Source organism: Mucilaginibacter sp. (assembly GCF_025359345.1).
Classification (GTDB): domain Bacteria; phylum Bacteroidota; class Bacteroidia; order Sphingobacteriales; family Sphingobacteriaceae; genus Mucilaginibacter.
The window spans coordinates 47,373-64,483 of record NZ_JANYGQ010000017.1 but is presented as its reverse complement, the minus strand read 5'-3'; the positions used below and the strand labels follow the sequence as shown (position 1 = coordinate 64,483).

At 44.3% G+C, this 17,111-nt stretch carries 8 protein-coding genes; 4 read left to right on the top strand and 4 right to left on the bottom strand.

Going from position 1 to position 17,111, the window contains the following annotated elements; translation table 11 throughout:
- Positions 1-60 precede the first annotated feature (60 nt).
- A complete protein-coding gene (locus tag Q0R52_RS09395) occupies positions 61-882 on the top strand; it encodes a DCC1-like thiol-disulfide oxidoreductase family protein (RefSeq protein ID WP_295794244.1) in 822 nt (273 codons plus the stop codon).
- Positions 883-913: 31 nt separating this feature from the next.
- Positions 914-1,831 carry a TIGR01777 family oxidoreductase gene (locus tag Q0R52_RS09390; protein WP_295794241.1) on the top strand — a complete coding sequence of 306 codons (918 nt, stop codon included), beginning with the start codon at positions 914-916 and terminating at the stop codon, positions 1,829-1,831.
- Here Q0R52_RS09390 and Q0R52_RS09385 read toward each other — a convergent pair whose 3' ends face one another.
- Positions 1,832-2,539: a hypothetical protein gene (locus tag Q0R52_RS09385; protein ID WP_295794239.1), complete on the bottom strand. Its 708-nt coding sequence runs from the start codon at positions 2,537-2,539 to the stop codon at positions 1,832-1,834.
- Positions 2,540-2,595: 56 nt separating this feature from the next.
- Between Q0R52_RS09385 and galB the strand changes: the two genes are divergently transcribed.
- Positions 2,596-5,073 carry a beta-galactosidase GalB gene (gene galB, locus Q0R52_RS09380; RefSeq protein WP_295794238.1) on the top strand — a complete coding sequence of 826 codons (2,478 nt, stop codon included), beginning with the start codon at positions 2,596-2,598 and terminating at the stop codon, positions 5,071-5,073.
- Between the two features lie 108 nt (positions 5,074-5,181).
- Positions 5,182-5,823 carry a DUF4136 domain-containing protein gene (locus Q0R52_RS09375; protein WP_295794237.1) on the top strand — a complete coding sequence of 214 codons (642 nt, stop codon included), beginning with the start codon at positions 5,182-5,184 and terminating at the stop codon, positions 5,821-5,823.
- Between the two features lie 157 nt (positions 5,824-5,980).
- Here the strand turns inward: Q0R52_RS09375 and Q0R52_RS09370 are convergent, their stop codons facing one another.
- From Q0R52_RS09370 to Q0R52_RS09360, 3 genes are all read right to left on the bottom strand, one after another.
- Positions 5,981-6,214 carry a hypothetical protein gene (locus tag Q0R52_RS09370; protein ID WP_295794235.1) on the bottom strand — a complete coding sequence of 78 codons (234 nt, stop codon included), beginning with the start codon at positions 6,212-6,214 and terminating at the stop codon, positions 5,981-5,983.
- Positions 6,215-6,335: 121 nt separating this feature from the next.
- Positions 6,336-10,829, bottom strand: coding sequence for a LamG-like jellyroll fold domain-containing protein (locus Q0R52_RS09365; RefSeq protein WP_295794233.1), 4,494 nt, complete (start codon positions 10,827-10,829; stop codon positions 6,336-6,338).
- Positions 10,830-11,015: 186 nt separating this feature from the next.
- Entirely contained in the window at positions 11,016-16,985 is a 5,970-nt protein-coding gene (locus Q0R52_RS09360; RefSeq protein ID WP_295794231.1) for a DUF2341 domain-containing protein, read from the bottom strand.
- Between the last annotated feature and the right edge of the window lie 126 nt (positions 16,986-17,111).

Below are 17,111 nucleotides of genomic sequence, written 5' to 3'. Positions count from 1 at the left end.
CCGGAAAAGAAAAATCCTAAAATCCAATCAATCCAAAGAATCTTAGTTTAATCATAGTTTATGAAAACCTTAGAAAACCATATGATACTCTTCGATGGCGAGTGCCCCATGTGTAAAGCCTATACCATCGCATTTGTAAAAACCGGCATGCTTGGCGCCGGTGGCAGGGCCGCCTATCAAAACGGAATGGATGGCGTTTGTCCGCTTATTGATAAACAACGCGCAGTTAATGAAATTGCTTTGGTTAATATGGAAAACGGCGAAGTAACCTATGGCGTAAAGAGCATTTTTAAAATCCTGGCCAACGCCTGGCCGGTGTTTGCACCATTGTTTGCCTTTAATCCATTTGTATGGCTGATGAGTAAGGCCTATGCCTTTATTTCATACAACCGAAGGGTAATTATTCCTGCACCAATTGGCAGCGACAGTTTTGCTTATCAGCCTACATTTAAAAAACATTACAGGATAGCCTACCTGCTGTTTACCTGGTTTTTCACCGGGCTGATACTTACCAGCTATACGCGTTTGTTAGCACCTGCGATACCTTTAGGCGGTGCATACCGGGAGTACATGATTTGCGGCGGGCAAATAATTTACCAGGGTATCATCGTTTGGATATATCAAAAGCGCAGCTTTTGGAGCTACCTCGGCAATATGATGACCATCTCTTTTGCAGGCAGCTTGTTGTTATTAATTCCGCTGATATTAGATCACTGGTTCCACATGCAGCCGCTGTTTTTTATACTTTATTTTATGGCAGTTGCTGGCCTGATGTTCTTGGAACACATTCGCAGAACCAAACTATTAAACCTCGGCTGGACGATGACCATAACCTGGGCATTATACAGGATGATTCTATTAGGTGTGATTCTATTTTTATAACCCACGGCCAACTAAATCAACTCTTAAAAAAATGAAATACAAAAAAATAGTCCTCGCCGGTGGTAATGGTTACCTCGGCACGGTGCTGGCCGGTTATTATAAAGATAAGGCTGAAGAAATTGTGATACTGAGCCGTCACGAAAAGCAAACCGATGACAACGTCCGCACCGTTACCTGGGACGGTAAAACTGCCGGCAAATGGACCGCCGAACTGGTAAACGCCGATATGCTGGTGAACCTTTGCGGTAAAAACGTGAATTGCCGCTACACCGAAAAAAACAAAGCCGAAATATTTGCATCAAGGTTACAGCCAACAGAACTGCTGGGCCAGGTTATTCACGATTTATACGAGCCGCCAAAACTTTGGATAAACCTGTCATCAGCCACCATTTACCGCCACGCTAAAGACCGGCCACAAGACGAAGAAACAGGCGAAATAGGCACAGGCTTTTCTGTCGACGTTTGCAACGCCTGGGAAGCAGCTTTTAATAAATACGCCACACCTAAAACCCGAAAAGTAGCTTTGCGCATGGGCATAGTATTGGGTCGGTCTGACAGCGTTTTTCCGCGGTTGCTTAACCTTGTAAAGCTGGGCATGGGCGGTATGCAGGGCAACGGCGAACAATACGTTTCATGGGTACATGAACATGACGCTGCCCGTAGCACTGAATGGCTGATGGAACATCCAGGATTAAATGGCATAGTCAACTGTACCGCTCCTATCCCCGTAAAAAATGCAGAATTAATGCATATTATCCGCAAAACTTACGGTATGCCGCTGGGCTTGCCGGCTCCTAAATGGTTGCTCGAAATTGGCTCGGTAGTAATTGGTACCGAAACGGAACTTATATTAAAAAGCCGCTGGGTTTTACCAAAGCGACTACTTGATTCAGGGTTTAAATTTGAATTTGAAACCGCGGAAGCGGCGGTAAATGATATTTTGAGATAACTAAAGCTCTTTATCTATTGCCTTTATGGCATCATCGTATTTTTTTATTAAAGATGGTGCCCGGTCAAAGGCCCAGCCATGATAGTTGTCCCGGATAAGGATAAGGGTTTCGCGAATATTTTCAGACCTTCTTGATTCGTAACTCAGCAGTATGTTACCAAGTTTGTCTTCCAGTTTATCAATCCTTGCCTGGTTATCGTAAATGTCTGTTAGTTGCTCAACCAGCTTAAAATCAATTTTAAGAAAAATATTGTGGGTTTGGCCAACTTGCCAGGCCACCTTACTCAAGTCGTGATATACCACCCCGGATGGCGCCAGGTATTTAAAGTTGAACTCGTTACCTGCCAAAATTTTTTGTTGCAAAGCGGATGAATTCAATGCAGAATCTATCCTTCGCAATACCCCTTGCTGATAAACATACTGCTCCTCTTCATTCTGCTTGTTTTTTACAAGTTCGTCCTTAATATTACTTAATAACTCTTTGGTTTGCGATTTCTCATGCTGGTTATTGATGAATTCTGTTAAAATCAACGCCAGCAAAACACTGAAAATTATAAGTCCCGATTCGCCAATGTATTCTTTCCAGTCCCTTAGCACAAATACGTGTTGGACGGGTTTATGAGTTGCTTTGGTTGATTTATGTTGATTGGGATGGTTTTGATTTTCCATTGAAGTGAATGTTAGCACTAAAATATAAAATGTATTCATTCAATAATAATTTATAATTTAGTGTCCATTATACATTTAATCCTAAATTACCAGTTATGTCATTCCTTAAAACCTATTTGCCAAAGGCATCACGCTTGTTTTGCGCGGCTGTTTTATTATTGCTGTTTGCTGTAAACGGTTTCGGCCAAAATCGTACTGTTGCCGATTTTGACAAAGGATGGCATTTCCATTTAGGTAATGTTGACAATGGCGAAAAAACCAGCCTGAACGATGCCGGCTGGCGCTCACTTAACCTCCCGCACGATTGGAGCATTGAAGGCAAATTCAGTAAAGACAACCCGGCCACACCGGAAGGCGGTGCTTTACCCGGTGGCATTGGCTGGTACCGCAAAACATTCACTGTTCCGGCAGCTTCAAAAAACAAACTGGTTTATATCGATTTTGACGGCGTTTATCAAAAAAGCGATGTGTGGATTAACGGACACCATTTAGGTTTCCGGCCAAATGGTTACATCTCGTTCAGATATGAGCTTACGCCCTACTTAAATTTTGGCGGTACAAATACTATTGCTGTTAAGGTAGATAATTCGGTGCAGCCAAATTCGCGCTGGTACTCGGGTTCGGGTATTTACCGGAATGTTTGGCTGGTTACAACAAACAAAGCAGCAATAGACCATTGGGGGACTTATATTACTACGCCCGAAGTATCAAAAAGTAGCGCGACAGTTAGCATCACAACCAAAGTTACCGCGGCAAAATCAATAGGCCAAAATTGGGTTGGCATCGAAACTACAATTTATGATGCTGCCGGCCTGGCGGTGGGCAATTTGTATACACACCGCGGCACCGGCAAGGATGGCAATATAGATTTGTCGGCAGAAGTACCGGCTACAATAAACCAAACCATAGCTATAAAAACGCCAAAGTTATGGTCGACAGATAGTCCATATTTATACAAAGCCGTTACAAAAATTTATTTACTGGGATATGATGCCTTTAAGGATTTGGCAGATGTTAACACAACTAAATTCGGCATCCGTTATTTTAATTTCTTTGCCGACAAAGGTTTCTCACTAAATGGCAAGCCGATGAAAATATTAGGTGTTTGCAACCACCACGATTTAGGTTCGCTGGGCGCTGCTATCAACACTCGTGCGCTCGAACGTCAGCTGCAAATATTAAAGGCAATGGGCTGTAACGGCATCCGCACCTCGCACAACCCACCAGCACCCGAATTGCTTGACCTTTGCGACAAAATGGGCTTTATTGTAATGGATGAGGCCTTTGATTGCTGGGAATGGAAAAAAGCCGAATACGATTACCACCTATATTTCAAAGAATGGCACAAACGCGATTTGGAAGACCAAATACTGCGCGACCGTAACCACCCCAGCGTGATGATTTGGAGTGTTGGGAACGAAATACCGCAGCAAAGCGATACAAGCGCACTGAGGTTGGCACCCGAACTTGCCGGTATTGTACACAGCCTGGATACAACCCGTCCGATTACAACAGCTAATGACAACCCCGGAAAAAATAATAAAATCATCCAATCAGGCGCTATTGATTTAGTGGGTTATAACTACCATGAGTTTGATTATGCAGGTTTCCATGACCGTTATCCCGGCAAAAAATTCATCGCTACCGAAACTACTTCAGGCCTCGAAACAAGGGGACACTATGATATGCCTTCAGACAGCGTAAGGGTGTGGCCCGCGCGTTGGGATAAACCATTTACAGATGGCAACCCAGACAATACCGTATCAGCTTACGATAATGTGCGCCCGGCATGGGGTTCAACCCACGAGGCTACCTGGAAGGTGATGAAAAAATACGATTTCCTTTCGGGGATGTTCATTTGGACAGGGTTTGATTACCTGGGCGAACCTACACCATATAAGTGGCCATCGCGCAGTTCGTTCTTCGGCATTGTTGATTTAGCCGGTTTTCCTAAGGATGTTTACTACATGTACCAGTCGGAATGGACTGATAAAGCCGTTCTGCATATCTTCCCGCACTGGAATTGGCAGCCGGGTAAAATGGTCGATGTGTGGGCCTATTATAACCACGCAGATGAGGTGGAGTTGTTTCTTAACGGCAAGTCGCTTGGCGTAAAAAAGAAAACCGGCGACGACCTGCATATCATGTGGCGCGTAAAATATGAACCGGGCACGTTGAAAGCCGTTTCGCGGAAAGATGGAAAAGTAGTTTTAACCCGCGAAATTCATACCGCCGGAAAACCCGCAAAAATTGAGCTGATTGCCGACCGCAAAAATATTAAGGCTGATGGTAAAGACCTGTCGTTCATCACTGTTAAAATATTGGATAAAGACGGAAATTTAGTGCCCGATGCAGATAACCTGGTAAACTTTAAAATCGATGGCGGGGCATTTATAGCAAGTGTTGATAACGGCGACGAAAACAGTCACGACTCCTTTAAAGTAAATTACCGTAAGGCATTTAACGGGCTGGCACTTGCAATTGTGCAGGCTAAAGAAAAGGCAGGCAGTGTTACTTTTATCGCTACGTCAAAAGGATTACCGTCGGCTAAAATTACATTGCAGTTGAAATAATTACAGGGCATCAAAATTGCTTGATATTTAGAAATAAAAAATAATTAATTTTAGCAATTAAACCTTTTGCCAATCGTTTGTCTAAGTGAATATAAGGGTGATAAAATCATGAAAAGATTAATCTATTTAGCGCTGACTGTTTTGATGATTTCGGGGCTGTCAGCCTGCAACAGTTACAACTATTACACTGCTGCTATCAACAAAACCAACTTAAGCAGTTATCACACATTTGCATGGATGCCGCCAGCCGGTAAATCTGACAAGCAAATGGTAAATAACCAGGCCGATGCGAAAATTAAGGATGCTACAACCGGCGCGTTGGTAATGAAGGGCCTTAAGTTAAGCCAAAACAATCCGGACCTTATTGTTAGCTACACCACTACCGTTGGCAGGGGTGCACGTACTAACTATTATACTCCCGGATATTACGGTGGCTGGGGTTACCCGGGTTGGGGACTTGGATTTGGTTACGGCTTTGGCTGGGGATGGGGCGGCTACTACAGGCCATATTACTATGCGTACGGCGGCCCGTTTGCCTACGCCGGCGGCCCAACCTACGCTGAGAAAGAGCATTACAAAGAAGGTACTTTAATTATAGATTTGATTGACCCACGCACCCACCGTATAGTATGGCGCGGGTTTGGTGTTGGCGAGGTTCATAAGAACCCACAGAAAAACATCGATGATTTACCAAAGGTAGTTGATGGCGTACTAGAACAGCTACAACTGATGCCATCTAAAAATTCATAAAACACCTTATAAGATTTGACATCTTTTAAAAAGGCGTCAAATTTATATTCAATAAAAAACTCCGGATAATTACCTGCTTTAAGCGCGGTAATTATCCGGAGTTTTTTCATATAGGCATCGCGCAATTTTTAAGTTCGATGCGATTACAGCAATTATTTTACTCTGCTAAAAGTTTTGTGGGTACTAAAAGGGCTGCCTTCCGCTTATTGTTCAAATGCCACGCAGCAATTACAATCGCTACAAACGCCAGCAAAACCACCCAGGTATCCAGGGGACACCCGTTGTTATCAACATCGTTACCACCGCAGGGTTCGCCCGGGTCCTGCGCATAAAGTAGCGCTACATTAACGATCAACAATAACAGTGTGCTAAAAAATATTTTTACCCGCATAAAACTTCACTTTTCGAACTACAATTTATCAAAAATACATTTTTAATTGCAATTCCGTCACTTCCTCACACAACCCAACGTTAATTATCAAAGTTTAGTGCTATATTTTTTTTGTTGATGCTTATAGTTTAATAAATTTTGCCTTCCCGACCGCCGAATTATCAGCATTGTTTACAACGTCAACCATATAAGTACCTGGCAATAATCCACTTACATTTTCCTGCCATGTTGGCTGCGCCGTGGTAATGGTTTTTAATACCTTGCCCATGCTATTGGTTATGTTGATGCTGTATGACGGGTTAGCTCCCTTTGTAAGGTTAACGCTGTTTTGTACAATGGCCAGGTTAATGGTATTTACCGCCGGGTTAGGGTAAATATTAACAGCATTGTTGTTTATATCGCTAACGTTTGCGTACATCAAGGTAATTGCTTTTGAATATGTTATTGTTCCGTTCAAATCTTCAAGCTTAATCCGATACGTATCCGCAGCTATAGCAGGTTTTCTATCGGTGAAACTGTAAGTGCCTTCATCGCTTGATGCAAAACCGCCGAGCACAGCATAATTTTGCCCGTTATCAGTGCTTCTCTCAACTGTAAAGTTGGTATAGAATTTTTCATTTTCTGTCTTCCAAACTAGTTCTGAGCCATTAGTCGTCTTCGATGCCGTAAAATTCAACAAATGCAGCGCCAACGCCTTACTCTCGCGAATTACAAGGGTAAACCTGTTGGCACCAAAGGAGTTGGTATCGCTTTTCAGAATGTTAAATACGTAGGCCGAATTATGTTTAATATCCAGCGAGTCTTTTTTATAAGCATCTTTCAGCCATATTTCGTAAATTTCGGGGATATCTTTTAGTTCAGTACGGTTTATGGCATACTGGCCACTGGCAGTTGCGTTTACAGTTAGCTTTATAGCCGTTCCGGAAGCTTTTGGGAAAGGGACAAGGTTAATGGCCAAATCCTTATTATCCGACGATTTACTCGAAAGACTTACCCCGCCACTGCCGGCCATGTGCTCTGAATCCTCATTGTCAACAAACTCGTTTTTTGCCGAGTTGTCAAAACGCACAAGGGTTTCCTCAACGTTATCCGAATCTTTAAACAGTTCCAAACGCATATACCTCAGGTCTGGCTTAGAGTTCCCCACAGGGTGGGTGCTCAATAACAAAGTTGAGCCCGTAGCGGCAGTGGGGCCGGTTACCTGAGCGCTGGTTTTTGCTGCCTCATTAAAAGTTAACGACGCTGTTGCATCCTGGGCTTTTACGTAAAAACCCTGCCCGCTCGGAATGATGTTCGATCCGCCATTTACGCCAGAAACACCGTCGTACGTAGCATAAATCTTAGTCGATTCGTTGAATATATATATCTTACTGTTAACTTTTGGCGCATAAATGCCCGCAGCCGGATCGGTGGTGCTTCTTTTATCCCAGTCTATCGAGCTGGCATACGGGTTACCAACCAGGTTGTAGCCTGCAAAGCCTGTATTACCCGTAACCGTGGTACATTGCAATGTTGATAGCTGCGTATACCAGTTAACAACAGTTACTGCTTGTTGATTTAGCGTGCCCCGTGTTACAAAAACGTTTGCTTCGGGCACAGTTGAGGTAATAAATTTTGTGGCTACGTTAGTCATATTCCCACGGTAAAACAGCCATATGCCAGTACCTACGTGCAAATTAAAAGTACCATCAAAATCAACCCCGATTGAATACAGCGTTGAATTATTGATTTTATTTACCCCCCTGAAGTTGCCGCTGTTAAATGTGCCGTTGGTAAAGGCAACATTGTCCCTGTATAAATACACGCTTGGATTACCTTGTTTGGTCATGCCGCCCGATGTGCCAAAAAATCCAGTAGTAGGCGTATATGATGTAAGGTAGCTTAAATCGTAGTAATAGTTGGTACCCACCTTTGCAGTATACACCGGAGACGATAAAAATCGGTAGCCGCGATATTTTGATGCGCCGCCACTTATATAACGCTCCACATTTAATTTACCCGTAATACTATAAGTTGATGGTATTGCCGCCACGCTTGCCGAAAGGGTCGACGAGCTTTTTAACGTCATGTCGCCGCTACCGGTATTATCTATTACCAAATTACCCTTAGTAATAGTTAGTGTGTTATAAATATCAACCGGGCCACCTGTAATAGTAACAGTACCGGCGGATGAGTTATTAACCGTCATATTTCCTATTTCGGCAGTATTTACGGTATTGGTGCCATAGTAGCCCTGTGCTGCTAATGATCCGTTCCAGTTAATGGCTGAAGATGTATTGCTTGCATTCAAAATACCGGTTCCGCCGGTTGAAGCATTATTATAAATATTACAGCCTACATTTAGCGTATGTCCGTTTAAATTCAGATAGGCGCCGCCTGTGGCTATTGTAAGCGCGTAAATGCTTGCGTCGGCGGTTAGTACCGGGTATTTCCCTGAAGCCACTACAGGAATAACCATTTTGGTATTCCCATTAAATACCGGCGTAAATCCGGCATCCCAGTTAGCTGTTTTCGTTTGATCGGTTGGGGTTGTTCCGTCAAGGCCGGTCCAGGTAAATGTAAATGCGCCAATTAATAAGGGAGCATTGGTTTGAAAGGTTACAACACTTTCGCCATAATCGCAAAACTCACGGGGGTGTGTCTGGTTGTAATATTCAGCCCTAATCCAATCGGGTGTTTTCTCAACATTCGAAACCCGCACCTCATCCATCTTACCATTGTAAAAGTTCTCATCATTATATCCGCCGTTTACAACACCGGTTCCATGGTCAAGTCCCATCGCCAGCATGAAACCGTTTGACGGAAGCATGGTTGTTTCGTTTTTAGCCATTGTTACGGTGCTTGCCACACCATCTACATAGTTTTTAAAATTGCCTGTGGCGGTACCGTCAAAAGTGCCCTGTATGTAGTGCCAGCCGGTATTATCAACGGTTCCACCTGTGCCCAGGTTACCTACGTTAGTACCGTTCGCTATCCTGGTTTCAGTTTGTATTGAACCCGTTTTTACGCTTAGCTTATAGCCCCCGCTATTATTATTGTGCCCGTAATCTAATTCGTTCGATACTATTTTATTATCACTTGTGGTAAGCCCTGCATAATATACCCATGCCGATATGGTAAATGCGCCATTGATATTTGGCGCAGTTCCTACATTCTGAATAATACTTGTACTTGTGCCATTAAAACTGTAACCGCCCCCGGCAATAGGAACTGCTGCCGCAATATGTATCTCATCGTTAGTTACCGTAGTATTTGCTTGTACTGCATTTCTTCCATTGCTTGTTGCATCTAAAACTGCAGCGTTGGTTGAGGCTTCGTTAAAGTGGTACACTGCTTTATAGTCACTTGCCCAGGTAGATGCCGACCAACTGGCGGAATGCGCCGGAACTTTTGAACCAAAATAAAAAGTGAGGGGCACATCTGTCGATGTTGCTGAGGGTATGCGAACCCATACCAGTAAAATACCGTTTACCGAGTCGTAGGTGTCAACCTGGTAGTTTAATTCGGTAGTGCTGCCGGGTACAGTAAAAGCAAAATCATAGTTGGTCCCGGAAGTAAGGCCACCACCGTTTCCTAACGGAAATTGCACTTTATCACCACATTGATTTAAAATTTTCAATGCATTATCTTGTATATAAACCAGGGCCGGAAAGTTCGATAGGGTTGAAGAAATACCACCATTACTAATTTGTGACGTATACAAAACTATGGGTTTCATAAAGCCATAGTCGCCTAATACAATCGGTGTTACCGTAACAGGGACAGTTGTTGTTGATGACGAGCAACCCGCAGTGTTGGTAACAATGAGCGTAACATTGTGGACGCCCGGGATTGACCAGTTTACTGTGTAAGGCCCCTTGCCGGAACCACTGGCAATAATGCCACCATCAAAAGTCCAGGTAAAAGTCGAAGTTACAGGGTCGCTTCCTGTATATGTAATAGTTGCATTTGAGCCCACCGCCACTGTTGACGTTGCCGTAAAAGTTGATGTTGCCGCTGCGCTTACTGTTGCTGCTACCGCGGTACGACTGCTTTCAAACGTACCCGATTTATAAGATACGTAATACGTTGTGTTACTGGCTAAAGCAATGGTATAATTGGGCGATGTATTTGTTTGAAGAGCTGAGCCACCGCTTGAAGCTGCGTACCAAATATATGAACCACCCGCTGGCGACCCGCCCGAAGCGCTAAGGGTAACCGAGCCGGTACCACAAGTTGTACCGGGTATGCCGGTTGGCGCTGCAGGCACAATCGTTACTGTGATAGATGTTGTTGCCGTTTGCAAAAAGCTATCTGTAGCTGTGGCCGTAATTGTATAGGTTGTACCAACTGTTAAGGTGCTTGTATTAAATGTTACTGAATAAGTTGGGCCACTTACATCGGTTTGGCTTGCCAGCGGCGACATAGTAAAAACTATTTTGCTTATACTTCCGCTGAAACCAGCAGCGGTAGCGTTAACAGTGATACTGGTGCCTAGTCCAAATGTTGACCCTGAAGTAGGTGAACTTATGGTTACAGTTCGGGCGGCAAAAGCACTATTTACCAAAAAAAACATTCCGGTTAGTACACAAAAAAACCGAAGCAGTTTTTTTGAAATAGTATCTGATAGTTTCATTAGGGCATTCGAAAATTACAGTGATAAAAATGCAGCAAATGCACTCGCCAAAGCACATTTTTGCCCGTTATACGTAAAGCCCCGAAAGAAGTTCCGTTTTTCTTTTAAAATAAACGGTTGGCGCCAAAATTAAAAAAAACGGCAGGTGATGCCGGTTTTAAACCACCTATAAATAATTGAAATCAACTACAATTTTACAAACTTACTTTTACCAACCACAGTTTGGTTTTGTTTGTTTATAACCTGAACAATATATGAGCCTGGCAACAGATTACCAATAGCTCCTTGCCAGTCGGTTTGCGACGAAACTGCGTTTTTTACAACCACTCCGTTACTGCCTGTAATGGTGATGGCAAATGAGTTGTTACTGGCTGCATTTTGCAACTGAAGCAGGCTTGGCGTTATTGAAACGTTAATAACACTTGTTGCAGGGTTTGGATAAACGTTAACAGCATTGCTCAGCAAATTATTGCTTGAGTTGGAATACATCAGCTGAATCGGCTTTGAGTACGTTACCGTACCGTTCAAATCCTCAAGCTTTAATCTATACCAATCTGTGGCAATTGGCGGGTTTTTATCGAGCAGGCTATATGTACCTTCGCTGCTTGACGGATAACCGCCTGCAACTACATAAGTTTTGCCACCATCGCTACTACGTTCTATAGTAAAATTGGTATAATTTTCCTCGTTTTCTGTAGTCCAGTTAAGTTCGGCGCCCTTGGCTGATTTAGTTCCGGCAAAGTTTAACAAGTGCAAAGCCAGCGCAGGGTTTTGCCTAATTATCAGGCTAAAGCGCTTTGAACCAAAGCTTGTTGTATCGTTAGCCATTATGTCAAAAACGTAATTAGGGTTATGTTTAATATCCAGGGAATCTTTTTTGTAGGCGTCCTTCAGCCATACTTCGTAAAGACTGGGAATATTCTTAAATTCAGTCATATCAAGGTGATATTGACCAGTTGAAGTTGCATTTACCTTAAGTTTAATTGTATCTGCTTTTTGGGGGAATGATAGCTTATTTATCGCCAGCACCACGTTATCAGCCGAAATACTGGCCAGGCTCACCAGGCCGGTGCTGCTTTTATAAACTGCGTCCTCATCAAAAACATATCCGCGCTTAGCGGTATGGTCCAGCCCAATATAAATATCCTCGGCATTAAGCGAATCAGCGGACAGTTGCAGGCGCATGTACGACCTTTGCGCCGCACCGGTTGAACGCACTGTTGCCAACTCTCCCCTGGTAATTTCAAAGTAGTTAGTGGTGACATTTTGTGCCGGTGTCTTTGCTGATTCATTAAAAATTAACTGGGGACTTGTTGCAGAGGCCTGCACGTAGAATCCCTGCCCGCTGCTAATAACATTTATCCCGTTGTTGGTTGAGGCGCCGCCTTTTTGATAGGTGCTATAGCGTTTTAAGGTTGCGTTAAATTCCCAGATCGTATTGCCGATATTAACACCATATATGCCTGTAGTGCTGCTTGTGGTGTTAAAAGTTTCCCAGTCTATCGAACTAGCGTAAGGGTTGCCTACCAGGTTATACCCGCGCACGCTATAGTTGGTAGATGATCCAGTGCCTGTATAAGCCAGGTTCGCCGAAGCGGGAGTGTACCAATCGTGTACTGTTATTTGGCCCTGGTTAAGCGTACCCGACGAAGTTAACGTAACCGTTGGCGCTGCGGTATAGGTTGAAACAGTTTCTGTGGCGAGTGACGCAGCTGCCCTGTTTCCTCTAAAAAACACCATAACACCATTACCAACAGGTATGTTATAATTAGTTGCCCCTCCGTTTACATAATAATTGTACGGCAACGCATTGTTAATTTTGCTTATTCCTATAAAATTACCACTTGTAAAAGTTGAATTGTTCGGTACCAAATCCTCACGGAACAAATAAAGCGATGGATTGCCCGTTTTATCAAATCCGCCGGCTGTTCCGGTGGTGCCGGTGAGATACATTCCGCTTATTAAGTAATTTAAATCATAAACATTATTCGAACTTACCGTTGCGGCATAAACAGGCGAAGAAATAAGCCTGTAGCCACGATAGCCAACGCCGCCTGTTATGTACCGTTCAACTTTCACAGTTCCCGTAATTGAGCTTCCCGACGGGATGACAGCTACATATGCTGTTTGGGTTGCGGTACTTTTCAAAGTTAAGGCAGCCGGTGATGCTCCTACAGCAAGATTGCCCTGGGTTATGGTGAGCGATTGATAAATATCTACAGGGCCGCCGCCGATGGTAACTGTGCCCCCGGCTGTGTTGTTAATGGTCATGCTCCCTAATGATGCAGTATTGCTGGTATTTGTGCCGGTATAGGTTTGGTTAGCCTGGGTACCGTTCCAGATTATTGACGACAAGTTATTAGTACCATAAAGTATTTGCCCACCCGAACTGTTGTAAATATTGCAACCAACGCTAAGCGTATACCCGTTTAAGTTAAACGATGCGCCGCTGGCAATAGTTAAGCCGAATAAACTGGCATTGGCAGTTAACGACGGGTAGTTGCTCAGGCCTGTTGGAATCACCAGCGTTGCTGTACCATCAAAAGCCGGTAATTGGTTTGTTGTTCCGGCAGTGGTATTGTCCCAGTTACTTGCTGTTGTGGGGTTTGTGCTGCCGCCTTTCCAAGTGTAAGTTAAAGCTCCGGGCACCGCCGCTGCGTTAGCGCTAATTACAGTTGTTGCGCCAGATGTTGTAAACGATACAGGGTTACCCTGGTTAACATATTCCGCTTTCAACCAATCGGTTGATTTTGCTACGTTTGATACGCGTGCCTCGTCAATAAGACCATTAAAATAATAAACATTGCCGCCTTCTCCAACTCCAATATAGTAGGAGGTTGTAGACGTTGGGGCGGTAGTTGTACTAAGCACTGCATATTGCGTTCCGTTTATATAAGTGCTTAAAGTGCTGCCGTTAAAAACACCTTGCACGTAATACCATGTATTTGCAACAACTGCCGGAGGAACCGGCGTTGAACCCCTGGTAATTGCTATTCCCGATTCTGATTCTACCTTATTATCGCTGTAAATGCCCAATTTGTACCCCCCGGTTCCGCTTCCGCTGGCAGCCTGGTTGGTCATTATTTTTTGGTCAGTGCTTATAGTTGTGGGCTTTACCCATGCGGATATGGTAAAGGTGCCTGCAACGTTAACTGTTGTAGCCGTTATTTTTTTACCCGAAGCAAACGTGTAAGCTGTACCAATTTTACCGGTAACCAAATCGGATGACGACATGCCGCTGGCGGTACCGGTGTTTCCGCTTGCCGATCCGTCTGTTACAGTACCGGTATATGTAGATTCATTAAAGTGATAAACGGCTTGGTAGTCACTTGCCCATGTCCCCTGGAAAAATGCGGTATTATGAGTTACTGTTGGTGCCAGCGACCCGTAATAAAAAGTGATGCCGTTATTTGTCGCATAGGTTAACGTAGGTATTTTAACCCAAACTAACAGTGTGCCGGTGGTTTGATTATAGCTTTCTATCTGATAATTTAGTTCAGCACCGGTCGCATCAACAAAAGCGAAGTCGTAGTTTGGTCCGTTAGGTGTGTATACCTTATCGGTACAGCTGCTTGCAATTATCAAGTTATTGTCCTGTATGCTTAGCAACGCAGGAAAATTAGTCAGGTTAGACGTAATACCAAGCGTAGTTGTATTTAATGTAACGGTTTTTTTAAATCCATAATTGCCGTAATTGCCAAGGCTTACAACAACGTTTTGGGTTGACGAAGACGAACATCCGGCTGCGTTGGTAACTGTAAGCGTTATTGTTTTTGTACCTGTTGTAGACCAGTTAATAGTATACGGACCAACTCCCGAGCCGGACACGATTGTCCCTCCACCGAAATTCCAGCTATAAGTGGAAGTTGCCAGATAGGTGCCAGTGTATGTAACTGTTGAATTGCTGCTTGTGGTTACTGGCGTTGTCGCTGTAAAAGTTGTTACCGGCAGCGTATTAACCACGGCTGTTACAGTGGTAGTGGTAACGCAACCCGAAGCATTGGTAACCGTAAGGGTGTAAGTACCCGCATTGGCTGCAGATGCTGATGCCGTTACAGTTGGATTTTGCGACGATGACGTGTAGCCGCCAGGGCCGCTCCACGAATAAGTTGCACCCGCCACAGTATTTGCCTGCAGTAAAAGTGAGCTGCCAATACAAGTAGGCGGGCTGCCCGCACCATACAACGTGTACACCTGCGAGGCTGTTAAAGCTGTATTATAAACGGCAACATCGTCTAACGATCCGTTAAAGAAAGGGTTTGTCGGGGCATTGGTCCAGGCTGCCAGGTTATCATATCCTACGCGCCAGTAGCCGTTTGCACCAAAATTTTGCGAGGTAGTCATGGTATTATCGGCAGCAACAACGGCTCCGTCAACAAATAGGTATGAGCCTGCCGTGGTCGATGTAGTGGCTACAGCATGGTGCCAGTTACCATCGGCATACGAAGTAGCAGTACTTATCGTTTGCACCGAGCTGGGGTAAATACCGTAATAAATCTGCCCGGCGTTGGTCATATAAATATGCCTGTCGTACATTGCGCTGGCTCCGGTCTGGGACGAGCCATAACCAACCAGCATGCCTCCTGCCGAGCTCGTTTTGAACCAAACACTGATAGAAAAATTTTGAGGGCCCGGTGCCGCAGATGCGGTAGCTGTTGATATATATTGAGTTGAGCCGTTAAACGTGTAGGCTGAATTAGCAGCCCCGTACCTATCGGTAGTTAGCGTTGCCGAATTCTGAACCGTTCCGTTGTTACCGGCCGTTGAAGCGTCATTGGCGTTGCCATTAAACGGATATGATAAATATAATCCACTACCGGTTGGCGCCGTTGCCAAAATTGGGCTGGTACCCGCCGTTACAGTAGTACCTGTGCTGCGCGAACTTTCAACGGTATTGTAAGTGTATGATACATAATAAGTTCCGGGGCTCGCCAAGTAAGTTGTGCCTGTGGCCAGTGCACTGCCCCCGGTTGATACGTTGTACCAGTTATATGTGCCCCCCGCCGGGCTACCACCAGATGCAGTTAAAGTTAATGAACAGCCTGTACCTCCGCCACTTGCCGCCGGCGTTGGTGGCATCACTGTTATGGTTACAGTAGTGTTATCACTACCGCTTGCATTGTAAGCCGTCACGGTGTATGTTGTTGCTGGGGTAGCTACAGTTGGAGTGCCACTTATAGCCCCGGTCGAACTGCTAAAGCTTAGCCCGGCAGGCAATGCAGTGTTGATAAAATAGCCCCCTATCGGCGGATATTTGTATAGCTTACTGTTGGTATAATCCGAAGCATATAAATCACCTAAGGCATCTACGGCCAGGCCTTCTGCATCGGTCATACCGGTTATAGTGGTAAGCAATGTACCTGATGAATTATAAATTCTTATCCTGGAATTACCCGAGTCGCCAACATAAACGTTATCCGCCTCATCTATTGTCATACTAAGGGGGGCGTTAAAACCCGATGCAAGTGTCGACTGATAAGTTCCGGCTGAATTGTACTTTGTAACATTATTACCGCCCGAGTTCAGCACAAACATGTTGCCCGCCGAATCGAAATTGATGGCGCTAGGTGCGTTTACATTGGATGTAATAGTTTGCAACAAGGTGCCACTTGTTGAGTATTTTCTTACCCTATTGTTATTGTTATCTGCTATGTAAAGATTATCCGATGCGTCAATAGCAATACCAAGCGGGGTAGTATAGCCGGTTATTATGGTTGATTGTAAAGTCCCTGATGAATTATATTTAAGCACCCTTCCATTGTTGTAGTTAAGCACATAAAGGTTGCCCGACGAGTCAAAGACCTGCCCAACCGGGCCATTTAATGAACCGCCGCTTATAAAATTGCTTATAAATACACCGGCCGACGAATATTTCTTTATAATGTTCCCGCTGTAATTAGCAACGTAAATATTACCCGAGGCATCGGTCGTCATATTTGCGGGACCGTTGGGCGTTCCGCCCAGCGCGGAGCGGGTGCCGTAGCTGAATGCAGATACCGCGGTGCCACTATTGCTAATGTTCAATGTCGAAATTGCGGCGCCGGAAGTGTAAATGTTTGATGACGGGGTGTAGCTGATATTTGGTTGCGCCCATACACCAATGCTGCACAATAACAGGAAAATAAGGCAAAAAAAGTTACGGGTGCGTAGTCTCACAGTGCGCGCTTGTTATACTGGCAATTAGTGTTAATAAAATATGTTAACAACCGTTTTTGATTCAAAAACATAACATATTGATTAACAGTATATACCAATGGGTTAACTCAATAATTTAATCAATCA